The following is a 16,470-nucleotide window of genomic DNA, read 5'->3' on the forward strand; positions in this document are numbered from 1 at the left end:
GCCAGCCCTGGGCGTTTGAACCATCAAGCTTAGAACGTCGTCAGTCTCGGGAATAGAGCTGAAGGTCGATCGTGCACCCGCCACTCGAGCAGTGGAGTGCTTGCTGCATGGCGCTTTGGTCTCCTCAGTGGCGCCGATGCGCAGCTGCCGTTCTCGGTTACAACATCGACCATTCGGTCAGCGTATTCGTCAACACCGTTGGCTACTCAACGGCTCGTATAACAATCGCACTCCGATGATGACATCCTGCCTGAAACTCTTCAGGCAGCTGACAGATCGGCAGTCAAACCACAGCTGATCCTGAACCCAGGCAGGGGGTCCATACCGGCGGCTGCTTCCTCAAAGTCACCAACGCTTCCCTTATACTCGATCGAGAACATGAGCCCATTGACGGACCAGACTGTTGCATCCAACGTCCCCAGGCCGTTCATCTCGATGCTCACCGTAGCCAAAGCCGCCTCTCTCTTGTTGGGGAATGCGATAATTCCGTCGAAGCTCGGTCGTCCGTTTGACATCCTGTAGAAGTCCACCTCAACGCCGTTTGGCAGCCGTTGGACCTTGTTGATAGCCTGAACCTGACGATCCCACAAATCTCGAATTTGATCATCCAGCCGCGCTCGCACACAATCGAGAACCTGCTTCTCAAGCGACGATAGGCGCGAATTAGCCCCAGATAGCCAGGCGAGAAGAGCTCTGATTACCTGCATGAGCAATCGCCCCCGCCGCTTCCCAACTCAGCGCCCCCACGCCGGCGCCCATGCCCTTGCAGACTTTTGGAATGCGATCCCACTGCAGCTTGAAGACGGTCGGCATCGGCTTCCGAGCTGCCCAATCTGCTAGAAATTGAGACATTTCCTCGTTCGGACGTCCTGCAACGTTTCGGCGCCGCCGCGGCCCGTCGCGCCTTGCGTCCAAGCGAAGCATTGGCGTACGAGATGATGATAACCGTCGGGACCCCTCGATAGTTCTCGTCCTGAAACTGAAACATGCCCGCGTCTCCGATTTAGCGAGCGCCTCAGTGCAGGGAAATCCCGGGCTGACGGACTCGATATCGACGCCTATGACAACGATCTGCCGCGCCTGCGCGAACTAACCAGGGAGCTCATTGCGTCGCTAGTGGACGGCACAAAGCTGATACAGAGCGTCCAGGCATCGTATCAGAACGTCGGCCGGACCTCACTCACACGGCGATCGAGGTATGTCGCAGGCCGGCCTGCTTTCAACCGCGTGCCTCAGCGACGGCTTGGGCCATGCGATGAACCGATTTGACCCTGCGAACCTGCCCCCCCAAGCGATCTGCGTCCTCCTAGTCCATCGACGACTCTTTGATCGACTTGATCACGAGGGCCTCGCCTCCTCAAGGGTTAGGACTCGCGACTTGAACAACTGTAGCCGCACAACCAAAAGTATCGACAGGGTCAGCCACCCCAGCACGATGAACTCAGAAACCGAGCGCCCCCGCAGCCTGCTGCACCACCAACTCCCCCCGCGAAATCACACCTTCCCTCGGCCTGGTCTCAATGATCCGCTCAAGCCTTTGGCCCCGCAGCCTTCCGATGCCGCCTTCGGACTCCCGCCGTCACCAACTTTCGGCGATAGCTCCTGCAATCATTCAGACCAATTCTAGCGGCTCACCCTAAAGTTGTTGATAAAGCCGCACAACCGTTGAAGGTATAATGCGACTTCTATCTTATGCCCCCGTAAATCTACGGGGAAGCAGGCGAGGGGCATGGGATGTCGTCAGCGATCGGAGCGGCGGGACAAAGAGCGATCGAGCACTCTACAATCCAGTATTTCGTATCCTCTTGGATTAGAAATACCGATTCTGGCTGTACTTTTGGCTTGAAGGTTCTTGCTCCAATTTTCCAGATGCTTCTTGGGGCGGCGCGTCATTTTCGTTGCCTGGGACGAGCCTGTTTCATTCTCGCGTGCGCCGCAACCGCAGCCGATGCAAACCCGCAATTGGGATATCCGATCGTCGTCAACAATATCCCTCTGACTACCCAATACGTCACCGAGCCAGCTGCGGCTTGTCAGCTCGCAGCTTTGTACCCGCAATATATCATCATCGGCTTTTACGATTATGACGTTCATTTGCCGTTGAAATTCAACGGCGTCGAGGTTCGCCCGAACGGCAGCCTTATATGCTACGTTGCCGACGCCACCCGAGTGGCGTACGAGATCAACATCACATCGCCCGACTGCGTCTCCGGCTACGCGCTGCAGAGAGGGGTGTGCACAAAGGATCCGAGCCGCGGCCCCCCGAACAGCCACGCACCCGCGCCGCAGAACAGCCCCGATCCGTGCACAACTGATCCGAGCGTTGGCAATCCGATCTCACTCTCGGGATCTTCGAAGTCAGAGGATGCCGTCGACTTCATGTCGGGCGGAGCGCGCCCGCTCGGGCTTGTACGCCACTATCGAAGCCGGGGAACGCCGGGCCAACGGCTAGGCACGGCACGGTGGCACTTCGACTTCGAGTACGAGATACTCGTTGGCAACACCGTTGCCGTGTTCTCGCCAGACGGCATCGAATACGATTTCAACCAGCCGACGCCGGGGGTCTACGCGAGCGCCTATAGCGAATCGAAAGCATCGCTGACGAGCTCTGACAATGGCGGCACGAAGTTCTTCTCTTTCAAGGACGAGAATGATCGAACGGTCATTTTCATACAGAGCGGGAATACCTATTGGCCCAAATCGATCACGGAAAGGAACGGCGTCAACAAGGGTATCATCGCCAACACAGCCGTACATCCCACGCGAATCGACTCCATAGGATTCGCCGATTCGAGGCATATCGATTTTCGCTACGAGACGAGCGCCTCGGGAACCCCTCTCCATGTCTCGACCGCAACGTTTTACACCTATGCGCAGAGCACAGGCCCCACTGAATACTTCAAGATCGACTACGGATATACGAACGGCAACCTGACGACTGTCACGAGGTCGGAAAAGAACGACGGAGTATGGCAGCAGATCGACATCACGACGTATCACTACGAGAACACCACCTTTCCGGACCTTCTCACCGGGATGACCGACGCTCGAGGCGTACGTTACGCAACTTGGACGTACGACCAGGATGGGCGACCGGTGTCCAGCTCGCACGCAGGTGGCGCAGACCTGACCACGGTTGTTTATGACGATGCCGCCGTGGCCCGAACGGTCACCAATGCTCTTGGAAAGCAGGCTACCTACTCGTTTGCAAAGCGAGAGGGAACGATGAAGTCAGCAGGCGTGGCCGGCCAGGCGAGCACAAATTGCCCCGCTTCGGCTCGATCTGTCAGCTACAACACGCTTGGGCAGGTCAGTCAGGTCATCGATGACGAGGGACGCGTCACAGCCTATACGAGGGATTCGTACGGACGCCCGACCTCGATTGTACGCGGAAGTGGCACCGCAGCGGCGACTACCACGGGTTTCGTGTACGACAACACATTTAATGTGGTCGCGCAACAGGTCGAGCCTGGCCTGACCACGACATACACCTGGAGCACGGCCGGTCAGCTATCGCAAGTGACCCAGACCGACACGACGTCGCAGACGGCGCCGTATTCGACTAATGGACAGACGCGGACCTGGACGTTCAACTATACCGGGACGCTGCTGTCGAGCGTTGACGGCCCCCTCCCCGGCCCAGGCGATACGGTCTCTTTCTCATACGATGCCAACGGCTATCCTGCCTCCTACACAAACGAGATCGGACAGGTCACGATCATCAACTCGGTCAATTACCGCGGACAGCCGACGCTCGTCACCGATCCCAATGGCGTCACCACCAGCCTTACCTACGACGCGCTCGGCCGACTCCTGACTGTCACAGTCGACCCGTCGGGATTGGCCGCGACGATGTCGCTGACATACAATGCAGTTGGCGATGTCACCAGAGTGACGCGCGCCAACGGAGCCTATCTGTCTTATACCTATGATGATGCGCGGCGGGTGGTTCAGATCCAGGACAATACTGGCGCATCCATCTCACTGACGCGCGATGCGATGGGCAACGTCACAGCGCGACAGATCAAGGGATCTGACGGAACCATCCAGTTGGCGCAAACGGCCGTATTCGACGAACTCGGCCGACTGTTGAAGTTCATCGGGGCTTCAAAGCAGACCTGGGTTCACGGCTACGACAAGACCAACAATCGCGTCTCGATCACCGACCCGCGCTCGAATGTCTTCGGCTGGTCATTCGATCCGCTGAACAGGTTGGTCAATTCGAAAGACGAGGAGGGCAATAGCGAGACGGTCACCCTCGACGGCAGAGATGAAGTAGCCAGCTATAGCGACCCACGCTCTCTCAACACCACTTTCGTGCGGGACGGCTTCGGCGACGTAATCCAGCGAACGAGCCCTGATACAGGCACGACCACCTATGTCTACGATGCCGCTGGTCAACCGACGCAAATGACTGACGGGCGTGGCGTCGTTACCAATCTGACCTATGACGCAGCAGGGCGCTTGTTGAGCAAGCAATATCCGGCTGCACCGGGCGAGAACGTAACACTAACCTGGGATGGGACATCTGGCGGAAGCAAGGGCGTTGGGCGCCTGACACGGATCGACGACGCCTCCGGGAGCATCGAGTGGACCTTCAACTCGCTTGGACAGGCCATTCAGGAAAAGAAGACAACAGCCGGGATCGTCTACCTCGTTGGCTATGCCTATGATCTCGACGGCAATCTGACCCGCATCACCTATCCATCCGGCCGGATCGTCAACTATTACCGCGGTGCAACGGGGCTCGTGAACACCGTGACGCAGCAGCCGGGCGCCGCAACTGCCGAAATGCTGCTCGCTAAGTGGGTGACTTACCAACCCTTCGGTCCATTGCAGTCGCTCTCGTACGGCAATGACCTAATCCTGTGGAAGACATTCACGCAGGACTACAATTTGAGCACCTTCGTGGTCGAGCAGGGATCGAATTCGGTCATCAACCGCGCCTATACCTACTGGTACGATGATTTCGACATCACCAATGTCTGGGACAACAATGTCGCCGGTCGGACCGACAACTATGTCTTCACTCCGGGTCATCGGCTGCAGAATGTCTACGGGGACTGGGGGACGCAGACCTATTGGCAGGACCCGGTCGGCAATCGGACCGGCGACGTCTTTACAAATGGCACAACCACCACGACAAGAGTTTTGGGCTATCCGTACAACAGCAATCTCTACGTCGGCACCACTGAGGGCACGAATACGCTGCGGAGCGTCACGAATGACGGAGCCGGCAATATCGTCACTGATGTCAGGGGCACTACGACCTACAACTACCGCTATAATAATCGCAATCGGCTCGATCAGCTCACAATCGGCACGACGGTGACCGCGAGCTACGTCTATGACGGGCTCGAGCGGATGGCCGTTCGGACCACCCAAAATATGACGCCATCGACGACGACCCACTATATCTATGACAGCTCTGGGCGGCTATTGGCCGAGGCAGGTGCGAACGGCACGACGCAGCGGGAATACGTCTGGCTGGATGATACACCCCTTGCGCTTTTTGCAGATCTGGACACGGCAACGCCTAAACAATGGTACGTGCATCCTGATCATCTCGATCGCCCGAGCAAGATGACCGACGCAAACCAGACCGTGGTTTGGGACGCATGGTACTGGCCTTACGGTGAGGTCCGCTCGATCACCGGAACCGCAAGCAACAACCTGCGATATCCGGGTCAGTATTTTCTCGTCGAGTCAGGGCTTCACTACAACTGGCATCGGCATTACGATGCATCGATTGGGAGATACACGCAGGCAGATCCGCTTGGGCTCGTCGCAGGGCCGAGCCTCTATGTATACGCTGGCGGGAATCCTGTCTCTTTTACAGATCCGACGGGAGAATTCGCGTGGGGCCTCGCTTTTGCCGCAGCAGATATTGGACTTCAGCTCTACGAGAACGGCGGAAACTGGCGGTGCATTAACCTCGGAGAGGTTGGACTCAGCCTCGTCGGGGGGGGCCTCGCTGGCGCCTTGGAGAAGGGAGCGTTCCGATTTAAGGATTTTGGGAGTCATACTTGGAACGCGACACGCAAGTGGATGAACAGGGAAGGCATTCAGCTTCTCGGGGAAGGGCAGGCGAGACATCATTGGCTATTGGAGCGGAACCAAGGCATAGGACGGATGGTACCGGATTGGATTAAGAACCAGCCCTGGAACACCAATCCCATCTCCGCGTCCCTCAATTCGACGCTCGCGCAGTATCCCGAGCTGGCTTGGGTGGCTGGCCCCGGATGGTCTAAGAGCCTAACGATCGGCGCAATTTTAGCGGGCACTTCACCCCGGGGAGGCGGATGTGACTGCAGATAGTGGGCCACGTACCTTGCTGTTCTTTGATGAGAGAAGAGAAACGATCCTGCCATATAGCAGCGATGCGTTCAAAGTCTCGACGGGTCCGAGAGAACGGGTCCTTGAGCGCTATCTCGGGGTAATTGTTTTGGATCGTGACGGGACAATCTGGCGGATTGATGAGATTCGCTTCGAGCATCTTTGGGGTGAAAGCCGTTGGCGAAGGATATTCAGCTTTGTGAATGGTGGGACCAGGAAGATATCGGTAACTCTGCGCCAGGCGCCTGAAATTCGCTTTAATGAGATGCGGCAGCGCGCCGTCGACTATATAACAAAACGTCCCGAACTCATTGAGCAGTACTTTGACAAGACGGATCCTGGACAGACTGTAAGTCAAGCGGCCCGGTCGTCAACGGCGTCAGAGCTGTTTGACGCCCTGGGAGCACCGGCGCCGTTAGACTGCCTCGACGCGCTCATTGCTGGGTCCTGATTCCTCCAAAGAACCAACATGACTTCACCACTACATGGCAGTGAGACGGCGGTTAACGGATGGACCGGCTCATCCCAATGATGTTGATATTTGTCGGCGACCGAATCGATGGCTAATGACGGAAAAGGTTAGACATGCGCTGAGACGGGTCGTTCAATTGAGAATCGTCCCAGCGCTTGAGCAGCGAGGATTCCGGACGATCCCGCTTACGGGCGGCGATGCGCGGAGCCGGGAGATTCGTTCCGCATTCCCATTTGGGAGACTGCGGCGCGAAGGCATTCAAGGATTTCAGATCGTCGAAATCCAGCTCGACAAGTGCGGCCGCCCCGCGTTTCGCCTCAACCTTGGCATCGTCCCTCGAGAGGGGATTGTCCATGCGTCAGGGCGCATCCCTGCAGAGGACGTATGGGTCCAGTATCTCGAACAATACTTCCAGGTGTATCGTCGCCCATTCTTCAGGCGCTGGTTCGATGCGCGGGGGTGGCTGGGTTCGGCGCCAACAGAGGCGGATATCGAAGCGACTGTCGATGAGGCAGTGACCTTGATGCCTGAAATCGAGGAGGTGTTCGTCAGTGGAACTTGTGGTCCGCACGTAAGATGCGTGGGAGGCTAGCGCGACCATGGTCCAATGCCTGCATCAACGCGCCGTCCAGCGAGCCGACCACCTTTGGCAATGCCGCAGGATCTAATCAGGACGGATCAGTGTGAGATCGCCTCGAGATTTACACAAAGTACGCGGCAGAGCGAACGCCGTCAAAGCATCGGGAGGCAAGGTTGTGCAATCCGAGACGATGGCTGTCGAACCAACAGTGGATTATCAGATACCGGCAAAGTTGAACTAGACGCCCGCGTAAAGGTCGAGACGGCCGTCGGCAACACGACGAGACTCGTCGCCAGCTCCCCCGTTGCGTCTTTGGTCTTGAGCATTGCAGCGAAAAGACCGGGCAAATCCGTAGAGCGTCAAGGATGGTAGGTGTTGAGCGACGTCCGTAGGCGCTTCGCCTCGTACGTGTCGAGCAGCGCCATCGATCTAATGTCACTGACAACGCCCGGGAGCTTCCAGCCGAGATTTACGGCGATCGCAGATCATGGGATTTAGCCGACCCCATCCATCGGCGCAAACGCGGCGCTGATCCGCCGCTTCCATGAGGCCAAGCTCGCCGATGCGCCGGAGGTCATGGTCTGGGGCACCGGCACGCCGCGGCGCGAGTTCCTCTATGCCGACGACATGGCGGATGCCTGCGTGCACCTGATGAAGACCTATTCGGACACCGCGCTGGTCGACATCGGCACTGGCGAGGATATCACCATTGGCTACTTCGCCCGCGTGGTTGCCGCCGTAGTAGGCTTCAAGAGCAGCATCAGCTTTGACCGGTCACGGCCGGATGGCACACCACGCAAGCTTCTCGACGTCTCCCGCCTGACGGAGCTTGGCTGGCGCGCGACGACTTCCCTGGAAGTGGGAGTCGGGCTCGCCTATCAGGCATTCTGCGCGAAGCGGCGACGCAGTCGTTAGTCATTATTGGCAAGGGCGAGACCACCAAAGGCCATTCGGCGCTGGATCTCGTTGAAGCTGCCGTAAGCCTCGATCTCAGCAACGATGTCAAGACCCCGATAGTGCCGCGAATAATCCGGATTCTGGGCCTTGCCGAAGTGCTCGGCTGCCATGAGAGCCTCACACTCCTCCGTCCGACGGTTGTTGTTGATAGCGGCGAGCCCCCTGTTCTGCGACGAGACGCGGCTCACTTCACGAGAAAGCGTGGCCTATCAGTGAAGTTCCTGCGGCACCGTGGCTAGCTAGCCTCCCGGTTGCCAGCCGCATCTCTCGATTGCCGGTGCGGATCAAACATTTGCTGCGGCAGCAATACGTAGCACCTTGCCGCCGCGCGGACTGAGCCGCCCCATGTTTCCGTGACATTGCGGCCTCATCTTCGTCGCTCCAACGTAAGCGTAGCTCTGCGGCCCTACTGACTGGCGCTTGACGCCTATTTGGTCCGCGGGGTACGCCGCCGCGGCGTCCCGCTTTCGCACAAGGCATTGACAGCTGCGTCGAGCGTCTTCCGGTCGATAGTCGACGTCCTCGCCAAGCTCGCGGCCAGGAAGGTGTTCCACAGACACTACGTCTCTGACAGAGCGCTGGTCGCGAGCTTACGTCATCTTCCAGCTGAGAAGGAAATAGGGATGTACCGGATTGTCCGTCATTCGAATAACAGCTCGATATCGAGAAACCTGGCCTGACTTTGCGACTTCGATACAGATCATGAAGGCGCGACCGCGCAAGGATGACGTTGGCTCTTCGTTTGCGCCGATCGGAAATGGAGGCGGGCGATCGGAGGCTGTCCCTTGCGTACTGATCATCTCGGGCATCGCCGCCAGAGCTTCAGGTGTGGCACGTCGTGGGTCAACGAACTGGCTTCCGGAATACACGGTCACGGCTGGTTCGATCCGCTGGAAGAGAGCAGGCGTCATGTCCATTACGAGAAGAAGCTCGTCGACGCTCTGAAACGGACCGTTGCGCGGCCGGTGGGGACTATTCGCCGCGCGATAGTCGAACTCCTTGGCGCCATTAAGATGCTTCAATTCGCTCGCGGTTCGCCAGTCTACGATCTTGTCTGCAAGCCCACTTGCCGCATCGGCGTTTAGCCCCGCCGACCGCAGCAAACTGGCAAGCAAGGCAGGGTCGGCCTGGTTGATGTCGATCTTGCCGAGCTCGTCCTGGATCACGATCCGGATCTCGGCTTCGCCAAAGTGGAGCAGGTGAACCTCGCCTACACCTGGACGCAAGAGGCGATCAGATTTTTGATCAAACAATCCCGACACGGCGTAGTCCAGCGCCCCGTCCGCAGTCGCACTCCGATTCGCAAGTTCACAATCGTTGCGGGCGAGGCGGTACGACACCTCGCTGCCCCAGAGCAGCGACAGTGACAACGTTGTCAATAATCCTAGGATCCACAGGACCGCTATGACTGGCATTTCTGATCTCTGGGACTGCCATGGTCCGAAGATCGCTTGGCGGACGACGGTTTCGAGAAGACATGTAAGAGACCTAGCTCATATGAGAGCACCGAGAAGCCGAGCCAAGCAGGAACGAACAATTCGCGCTCCTCCTCTACGAGCGGCTGTCTGCGGATTGGCCCTTGATCTTTCGTCTGTGCGAACAAGGCTATTCTACTCCGGCTCGAGGGGCCGCAGCGCGGCCTGTATTCTTCAATTCTTGGGGTAGAGCTGCAATTCGATGGCGCGCCCCGCCTGCTCGATCCGAACACCTGACGCGTCGATCGACGTCACCCGCCAGCCCTGAAATGTCTCGTTTTCGTTGACCCAGGAGCCTGCGCCACCTCCCACCTTGGAGAGCAGATAGGCCTTGCTCGTGCCGCTGTTGATCATAACGCCGCCGACCTGGAGGCCCGGGTCAGTGGCCACCGGGGGCGGAGCGGCCACCGGCATCGGCGGTGGCGGCGCGGGTGGGGGCGGAACGAACGGCTCGCGCGACTTCTGGAACACCGGATGGGCCAGGATCTCGGCATATGTCTGCAGCGGCTGCCGTCCAGCCACGCCCGCCATGGTCCGGGGCACCGGCGCTTCCCAAGCCGCGCGGCGGGCGCCGGGCGCTTCGCCGCCTCCGACCGACGTCGCGAGCCAGGCGCCGAGCACTAGATCAAGACCCGCCAGGAGCGCCAGAACGGCGGCCTGCGGCCTCACCCGCCATCGCACAAAGCTCCTCATTGCACGGCACCGTAGATATCGAGCTGCGCCTGAAGCACCGGCTCCTCGGCCGTTCCCGGGCGCACCGCAGGCGCGCTCTTCAGCACCGCATTGGCAATGAACAAATATGGCCTTGCGCTCTCGACCGCGTGGACCGCGCGCATGACGGCGGGCAACGGCCCAGACAGGTCGATGCGCGCGCCGCTGTACTTGATCTGATCGACGGTCCGGCCCGGCAGCGATTGAATCGCGCGGGACTGGGCGCCGGCATTGCCCATGATCGTCTTCAGCTTCGTCTGCAGGTCGGCGGCGATCACGTTCTCATTCGCACCCGTCAGGAACTCCCCGTTCTGGAGCTGCGACTCGGTTTCGGAGGCAAGGCCCTCGATGGCCGATGCCTGGGCTGCGATCGCGCTCAACCGTGCCAGCAGCGCCTGCTGCTGCTGGATCCGCGCCTCCCGCTCGGCGAACATCGCCGCGATCGGCGCCACGAAGCCCCAGAACAACAGAGCAAGAAGCGCGAGGTTGACGACGATGAACAGGCCGCGGCGTCCGAGCGCGTCCCTGCGGTTCGTCCATTCGCTCATGGCGCCACCTCCTTGATGGCATCGGGCACACGAATCCTGGCCTGCAATGAAAAGCGTTCCCGGTTCTCGATCGGATCCATCGCGACCGGCGACGTCAGGGCAGCGTCCACGAACAGTCTCGATCCACCGAGCGTGTTGATCAGGCTCGGCGCCGCGGCCGAGAATCCGGTCATCGTGACCGTTGCGCTCCGCGGGTTCGCTCCCTCCACGAGCCGCAATTCGGTCAGCCAGGAATGCTTCGGCAGAATGCGCGAGGCTTCATCCCAGACGTCGATCAATCCCGGCACTTCGCTGCGCTGCAGACGAAGGCGCGACAGCGCCGTCCGCCGCTCCCGCAATTGATCCACCAGGACGCGAACGCGCTCGGCGCCCTTGCGGGCCACAACGATCTCGGCATCGAGCCGGTCCAGCGTGGCCTGTTGCCGGGCAAAGGTCAGGACCGCGATGCCGGACCCTAGAAGCACGGCGAGCGCGCCAAGCACTGCGATCGCAACGGTAGAGGTCTTGCGGGCAGCAGCAGGACGCGCCAGTCGGATCGATGGCGAGGTTTGATCGTCGCCGAACACGACAAAGTCGATGTGCGCGACGGCAAGCCCGAGCTGATCTGCGGCCTGCTGCACGTGATGGCGCCGCGTGACCCATTGCCGAACCGCGATCCGACCGTCAGGCGATGTGGCGGTCAAGTGGTCGCAATAGATGTCCTCCGCCTTGAACGGCGTCCGGCGCAGCAGGTCCTGCGGCACGATCGTATCGATCGCGCCCTTCGCCTCGGGTGGAAGCATGAGCTCGCGGCGAAAAACACTCTCTTCCGGCAGACGCAAGCCCAGATCCGCGTCGCGCCGATCCAGACCATGACGCCGCAGGATGGATGCGATCGCCGCCGTCACCTCACCTGCATGGGTCGTTTCGACAGCCTGCACTCCTGATCGGGGATCGTTCAACTGAAGCCGGATCCGCGTGTCGTCGCGATCGACCAGAAGTCTCGGCCGGCCGGCCGGCGCCAGCGCGGCCACAAACCGTCGCGGCAGCAGATCGACCGCTTCCCTGCACCACCAGGCGGCCGCCGATTGCGCCCAGTCGCGCGGACGCGCCGCACGAACCGTGGCCAGCAACGCGCCTCTATCCTTGCTCTCATGCATCGCCCGTCCCGCCGCCCTATCCCATGCGCGTCGCGCGCAGAACTTCGTCGATCGTGGTCTCGCCGCGCCAGACCTTCCGGACTCCGGTCTCGTACATGCTCTGCATGCCCTGCTCGCGGGCGGCGCGCTCGATCGCAGTGTCCGACGCCTTGGCCAGGATCAGACTCTGACATGCCTCGTCGATGACCAGCATCTCCGCGATGGTCGAACGTCCGGAGAAGCCGGCATTGCCGCAATCGGAGCAGCCGAGAGGCTGGCGAATGTCGGGCCGCCCATGCGCAAGGAGCCCGGTCACGGAGCGCTCGAAGCTCTCCGCCCAATAGGCCGCCTGCGGATGTTCATGGGAACAACGAGGGCAGAGCCTGCGCACCAGGCGCTGCGCAATCACGCCCTTCAGCGTCGAGGCCAGCAGATAGTTCTCGACGCCGATGTCGATCAGCCGCGTGATCGCAGACGCCGCATCGTTGGTGTGGAGCGTCGAGAGCACGAGGTGACCGGTCAGCGAGGCCTGAATGGCGATGCGCGCCGTCTCGAGATCGCGGATTTCACCGATCATGATGATATCCGGATCCTGCCGGAGCATCGAGCGCAGCGCGTGAGGAAACGTCAGCCCGATCTCCGACTGGACCTGCACCTGATTGATCCCCGGCATCTGATATTCGATCGGGTCCTCCACCGAGAAGATCTTGCGCTCGGTGCTGTTGAGCGTCTTCAGCGCCGTATACAGCGTCGTGGTCTTGCCGCTGCCGGTCGGTCCGGTGACCAGGATGATGCCATTGGGCTGCTGCAGCAGCGCCTGCAGCGTCGCGATGTGCTCGTCGGAGAAGCCGAGCTCGACAAAATCGAGGCTGACGCGATTGCGGTCGAGCACGCGCAGCACGACGCTTTCGCCGAAGGCTGTGGGGATCGTGGAGACGCGGAAGTCGATGTCGATGCCACGGACCGCGATCTTGATCCGCCCGTCCTGCGGCAGGCGCCGCTCCGCAATGTCGAGCTTCGACATGATCTTTACGCGGGACGTGATCGCGGCACGCAGGTCCGCCGCGAGCACCTGGACCGAGCGCAAGGCGCCGTCGATGCGATAGCGGACGAGCACCTGGTCCACATTGGGCTCGATATGGATGTCCGACGCCCTCGCCTCGACGGCACTGGTGATGATCTGGTTGACGAGGCGGATGATCGGCGCCTCGCTCGCAAGATCGCGCAGCCGCTGCACGTCGGCTTCGTTGGCCTCGGCGCCGCCGGTGGCGCGGGTCTCGTCGCTGCGCGACATGGCGGGATAGAGCCCCGTGCAGGCCTTGTCGAAATCGGCCGCCGTGAACAGCCGCATGTCGACCGAAAGGCCCGTGAGGAATGCAAGGGCCCGGATCGGATCGTGGTTGAACGGATCGGTCACGCCGACGGCAAGCCGGCCATCGCTGCAGCCGAGCGGCAGCACATGATTGTGACGCACGAACTCGGCTTCGACCAGTTCGGGCAACACAGGGTCGATCGGAATCTGATCCGGACGCACCAGATCGAGTGCCAGGAATTTCGCCAACGCCGCGACCAGACCGGCCTCCGACACCAGACCGAGCTTGGTCAGCACGGTGTCGAGCCTGTCTCCGGTGGTTTGTGCCGCGCGTCCGGCACGGTCGAGGCTCATACGATCGACGATGCCTTCCTCGCGCAGGAAGTCGCCAAAACTCTGCAACAATGCGGTCCGGTCCATGTCGGGCATGGACCCGTGCAGCTGCGCGCGCGGCTGCTCAATGTCTGCGGCGAAGGCGGCGTCCTGCTGCATCGCTGGCCCTGCGCGTCCGGTCATCGCGTCCCCCAGCTCAGCACCCAATAGGGCTGCTGCGGATTCTCCGTCAGGCGCACCGCGACCTCGCCTTCGACCACGCGCGAAGCCTGGGAAAACTCGGTCCGGATCGTGAAGGCGCGCCCACGCAGCACCGTCATCGGGTTGCCTTCGGCAAGGCCAGACCTGGCACCGTCACGCGCGGCCAGCGTCGCTTCGGCACTCTGCGCGGTCATGCCGGGCAGCGCGCGCAGCACCTCGCGCGGCGCCAATTGCGGATCAACGAACTGCCGTCCCGAATGGACCGTGAGCGCCGGCGCGATCCGGGCGAAGATCGCCGGAGTCATGTCCATCACCAGGAGCAGCTCATCGACGCTCTGGAACGGACCGTTGCGGGGATGATAGGCGGCGTTGCGCGACGCGTAGTCCCGGTCCTTGGCGCCGTTCAGATGCTTCAGGGACGTTGCGGTTCGCCAGTCGACGATCTTGTCGGTCAGGTCAGCGGCGGCCCGCGCGTCCAGCCCCGCTGATAGCAGCAGGCTGTTCAGCATTGCCTCATCGGTCTGGTTGAGGTCGACCCGTCCGAGCTCGTCCTGAATCCTGATGCCGATCCGCGTGCCGTTGAAATCGAGCGTGTAGAGACGGCCGTCGGCGCGCCAGCGGTGGTCCGCCCGGGCATCGAGCAGACCGTCGATGGCGGCGTTCACGCCGGCCTCGACGAGCGCACCGAGAGCGGCCTGATCGACGCCGTTACGGGCAAGGCCATAGGACACGCTGCTCGACCATGACAGCGACAGCGCAATCGCCGTCAGTAGCGCGAGCCCCCAGAGAACCGACAGCACCGGCATGAGGCCCCCTATCGCCCGCGACAGCGCATCGTGAGCGCGTCGTAGACGCAGGCCACATCGGCCTGCACCCGCGGCGCGATCACGAGCTCCGGCCAGTGACGGGCATCGTCGGGACGCATCAGGACCCGCAGCCGGATCAGGCCGGGAGCCTCGCTCTGATCCTTCCAGCTTGTGCTCCAGGCCGCATTGGCGTCTCCCGTTGCTCTTGCCGCATAACTGAGCTCGATTCGATCGATGTCGGACACCAGCAGCGTCCGCTCGGTGTCCTGCTTCACCGCCAGTTCGGGTCGGGACTGCAGAACGAGATCGACCCCGTCACGCCTGCGGTCTGCGAACAGCTTGAAGCGGAAGCGGCCGGCCCCACCGGACACGGCCGGCGCGTCGCTGAGGAACTCGAGGCTCTCGGCCTGGCCGTCGATATCGATGCGCCGCTGCGCCGCGCCTTCGCCCAGCATCATCGGATAGAGATTGCCGATCAGTCGCCGCAATACGTCCTGCGCCGCGAGCTCGCGCTGGAACGACTCCGCGCGGGCGCTGCCGCTTTGCCAGGCCTGCGCGCCGAATTTGAGATTGTCGAACAGCAGAACGGCGAGCAGGCTGAACAGCGCCAGTGCAACGAGAACCTCGACCAGGGTGAAGCCTGCGTCGCGATCATCCATCCCGCTTGCTTTCGGCGACATCATCGGCCTGGCTCACTGCGACCTGGAGACTCTGGGCCCGAGGCGAAGCGTAGAGAGCGCATAGGAGCGAGGGTCCTGCCCTTCCTGCCAGCCGACCTCGACCGAGACCTGATACAGCTCGACCGGGCGTGCATCGCTGTTTGGTGCCGGCCGATAGGGCTGCATCGCAAGGCGCCACCGATAGCCGTTCGCCTCGGCGCCATCGCGCGTCTCGGTGCGCAGCGGAATCGAATTGCCGACCTGGGCCATGAGCGACTGCGCCAGCGCAACGGCACCAGCCACGCGTTCGGCCATGCCCGTTCGTGACAGTCCGGTCGAGAACAGGCTCATCACCAAAGCGAGGCCGACCGACAGCATGGCAAGTGCGACGAGGACCTCCACCAGTGTGAAACCGGCGTCGTCGCCGTCCGCGTGCTTCATCTCTGCCGTGGCGGGAGTCACGGCTGCCAGCTCGTCACATTGGCCGTTGCCGAGGTCTCGTCCTCGCGTCCCTCGGGCCCGAGCGAGACGATGTCGTAGGTGCCGTGCTGCCCCGGGAATCTGTAGACATAAGGCCGTCCCCACGGATCGTTCGGGACCAGGGTGCCGCTGAGATAGGGTCCGTTCCAGGTGGTCGCGGTGGCCGGCTTCTGCACCAGCGCACCGAGCCCTTCGGCTGCGGTCGGGTAGCGGCCGTTGTCAAGGTGATAGAGGTCGAGCGCCGAGGACAGGCTGCGGATCTGGATCCGCGCCGTCTTGAGCTTGGAGTCGGAGAGATAGCTCAGCACGCGCGGGCCGACGAGACCCATGATCAGGCCGATGATGGTGATGACGACCAGCATCTCGACCAAGGTGAAGCCGGCCTCGCCATCGCGGCCTCTGCGTAAACGAAGCCGGAATTGCCCGGGCCACGCGGCCAAGCGCAGCTTCACGACATCACGACATTCCATCCATCCCAGCAT

At 61.3% G+C, this 16,470-nt stretch carries 14 protein-coding genes and 1 pseudogene; 3 read left to right on the forward strand and 12 right to left on the reverse strand.

Annotated elements, in window-relative coordinates; all coding sequences use genetic code 11:
• Nucleotides 1–260: 260 nt before the first annotated feature.
• Nucleotides 261–707: a hypothetical protein gene (locus QW845_RS27560; protein WP_315783594.1), complete on the reverse strand. Its 447-nt coding sequence runs from the start codon at nt 705–707 to the stop codon at nt 261–263.
• A 1,027-nt stretch (nt 708–1,734) separates the two neighbouring features.
• Between QW845_RS27560 and QW845_RS27565 the strand changes: the two genes are divergently transcribed.
• Complete coding sequence (locus QW845_RS27565) at nt 1,735–6,318, forward strand: RHS repeat-associated core domain-containing protein (protein WP_315804662.1); 4,584 nt, start codon at nt 1,735–1,737, stop codon at nt 6,316–6,318.
• Nucleotides 6,305–6,787 (forward strand): hypothetical protein, encoded by a 483-nt coding sequence (locus QW845_RS27570; RefSeq protein ID WP_315783590.1) that lies wholly within the window; start codon nt 6,305–6,307, stop codon nt 6,785–6,787. Before QW845_RS27565 ends, QW845_RS27570 begins: the two co-directional genes overlap by 14 nt.
• A gap of 112 nt (nt 6,788–6,899) precedes the next feature.
• Here QW845_RS27570 and QW845_RS27575 read toward each other — a convergent pair whose 3' ends face one another.
• On the reverse strand, nt 6,900–7,163 hold the full coding sequence (locus QW845_RS27575; RefSeq protein WP_315804663.1) for a hypothetical protein: 264 nt from the start codon (nt 7,161–7,163) through the stop codon (nt 6,900–6,902).
• 747 nt (nt 7,164–7,910) lie between these two features.
• Between QW845_RS27575 and QW845_RS27580 the strand changes: the two are divergent.
• A pseudogene (locus QW845_RS27580) lies at nt 7,911–8,303 on the forward strand (NAD-dependent epimerase/dehydratase family protein); the annotation flags it as partial.
• Here the strand turns inward: QW845_RS27580 and QW845_RS27585 are convergent.
• The 10 genes from QW845_RS27585 to gspG all read right to left on the reverse strand — a co-directional run bounded on the left by QW845_RS27585 (nt 8,300) and on the right by gspG (nt 16,470).
• Entirely contained in the window at nt 8,300–8,455 is a 156-nt protein-coding gene (locus QW845_RS27585) for a hypothetical protein (RefSeq protein ID WP_315804664.1), read from the reverse strand. The pseudogene QW845_RS27580 and the gene QW845_RS27585 overlap by 4 nt on opposite strands.
• A 480-nt stretch (nt 8,456–8,935) precedes the next feature.
• The gene (locus QW845_RS27590) at nt 8,936–9,715 is read right to left on the reverse strand and encodes a type II secretion system protein GspK (protein WP_315804665.1); all 780 of its coding nucleotides are present in this window, start codon (nt 9,713–9,715) and stop codon (nt 8,936–8,938) included.
• A gap of 279 nt (nt 9,716–9,994) precedes the next feature.
• Nucleotides 9,995–10,513: a hypothetical protein gene (locus tag QW845_RS27595; RefSeq protein ID WP_315804666.1), complete on the reverse strand. Its 519-nt coding sequence runs from the start codon at nt 10,511–10,513 to the stop codon at nt 9,995–9,997.
• Nucleotides 10,510–11,079, reverse strand: a complete 570-nt coding sequence (gene gspM, locus QW845_RS27600) for a type II secretion system protein GspM (protein WP_315804667.1) — start codon at nt 11,077–11,079, stop codon at nt 10,510–10,512. The genes QW845_RS27595 and gspM overlap by 4 nt, the downstream gene beginning before the upstream one ends.
• On the reverse strand, nt 11,076–12,191 hold the full coding sequence (locus QW845_RS27605; protein WP_315804668.1) for a PilN domain-containing protein: 1,116 nt from the start codon (nt 12,189–12,191) through the stop codon (nt 11,076–11,078). The genes gspM and QW845_RS27605 overlap by 4 nt, the downstream gene beginning before the upstream one ends.
• A gap of 43 nt (nt 12,192–12,234) precedes the next feature.
• Entirely contained in the window at nt 12,235–14,001 is a 1,767-nt protein-coding gene (locus QW845_RS27610) for a GspE/PulE family protein (RefSeq protein WP_315804688.1), read from the reverse strand.
• Between the two features lie 20 nt (nt 14,002–14,021).
• Nucleotides 14,022–14,849, reverse strand: a complete 828-nt coding sequence (locus QW845_RS27615; protein WP_315804669.1) for a type II secretion system protein GspK — start codon at nt 14,847–14,849, stop codon at nt 14,022–14,024.
• Between the two features lie 8 nt (nt 14,850–14,857).
• Nucleotides 14,858–15,508, reverse strand: a complete 651-nt coding sequence (locus tag QW845_RS27620) for a prepilin-type N-terminal cleavage/methylation domain-containing protein (RefSeq protein ID WP_315804670.1) — start codon at nt 15,506–15,508, stop codon at nt 14,858–14,860.
• 33 nt (nt 15,509–15,541) lie between these two features.
• Nucleotides 15,542–15,970: a type II secretion system protein gene (locus QW845_RS27625; RefSeq protein WP_315804671.1), complete on the reverse strand. Its 429-nt coding sequence runs from the start codon at nt 15,968–15,970 to the stop codon at nt 15,542–15,544.
• Nucleotides 15,967–16,470 carry a type II secretion system major pseudopilin GspG gene (gene gspG, locus QW845_RS27630; protein ID WP_315804672.1) on the reverse strand — a complete coding sequence of 168 codons (504 nt, stop codon included), beginning with the start codon at nt 16,468–16,470 and terminating at the stop codon, nt 15,967–15,969. Before gspG ends, QW845_RS27625 begins: the two co-directional genes overlap by 4 nt.

This window comes from Bradyrhizobium sp. SZCCHNS3002 (assembly GCF_032377435.1).
Taxonomy (GTDB): domain Bacteria; phylum Pseudomonadota; class Alphaproteobacteria; order Rhizobiales; family Xanthobacteraceae; genus Bradyrhizobium.

Bases quoted from the DNA above. Each gene is read 5' to 3' on its own strand.
- QW845_RS27560 (WP_315783594.1), bottom strand. From the start codon at position 707: ATGCAGGTAATCAGAGCTCTTCTCGCCTGGCTATCTGGGGCTAATTCG.
- QW845_RS27610 (WP_315804688.1), bottom strand. From the start codon at position 14,001: ATGCAGCAGGACGCCGCCTTCGCCGCAGACATTGAGCAGCCGCGCGCG.
- QW845_RS27575 (WP_315804663.1), bottom strand. From the start codon at position 7,163: ATGGACAATCCCCTCTCGAGGGACGATGCCAAGGTTGAGGCGAAACGC.
- gspG (WP_315804672.1), bottom strand. From the start codon at position 16,470: ATGCTGGGATGGATGGAATGTCGTGATGTCGTGAAGCTGCGCTTGGCC.
- QW845_RS27615 (WP_315804669.1), bottom strand. From the start codon at position 14,849: ATGCCGGTGCTGTCGGTTCTCTGGGGGCTCGCGCTACTGACGGCGATT.
- gspM (WP_315804667.1), bottom strand. From the start codon at position 11,079: ATGAGCGAATGGACGAACCGCAGGGACGCGCTCGGACGCCGCGGCCTG.
- QW845_RS27585 (WP_315804664.1), bottom strand. From the start codon at position 8,455: ATGGCAGCCGAGCACTTCGGCAAGGCCCAGAATCCGGATTATTCGCGG.
- QW845_RS27595 (WP_315804666.1), bottom strand. From the start codon at position 10,513: ATGAGGAGCTTTGTGCGATGGCGGGTGAGGCCGCAGGCCGCCGTTCTG.
- QW845_RS27620 (WP_315804670.1), bottom strand. From the start codon at position 15,508: ATGGATGATCGCGACGCAGGCTTCACCCTGGTCGAGGTTCTCGTTGCA.
- QW845_RS27565 (WP_315804662.1), top strand. From the start codon at position 1,735: ATGTCGTCAGCGATCGGAGCGGCGGGACAAAGAGCGATCGAGCACTCT.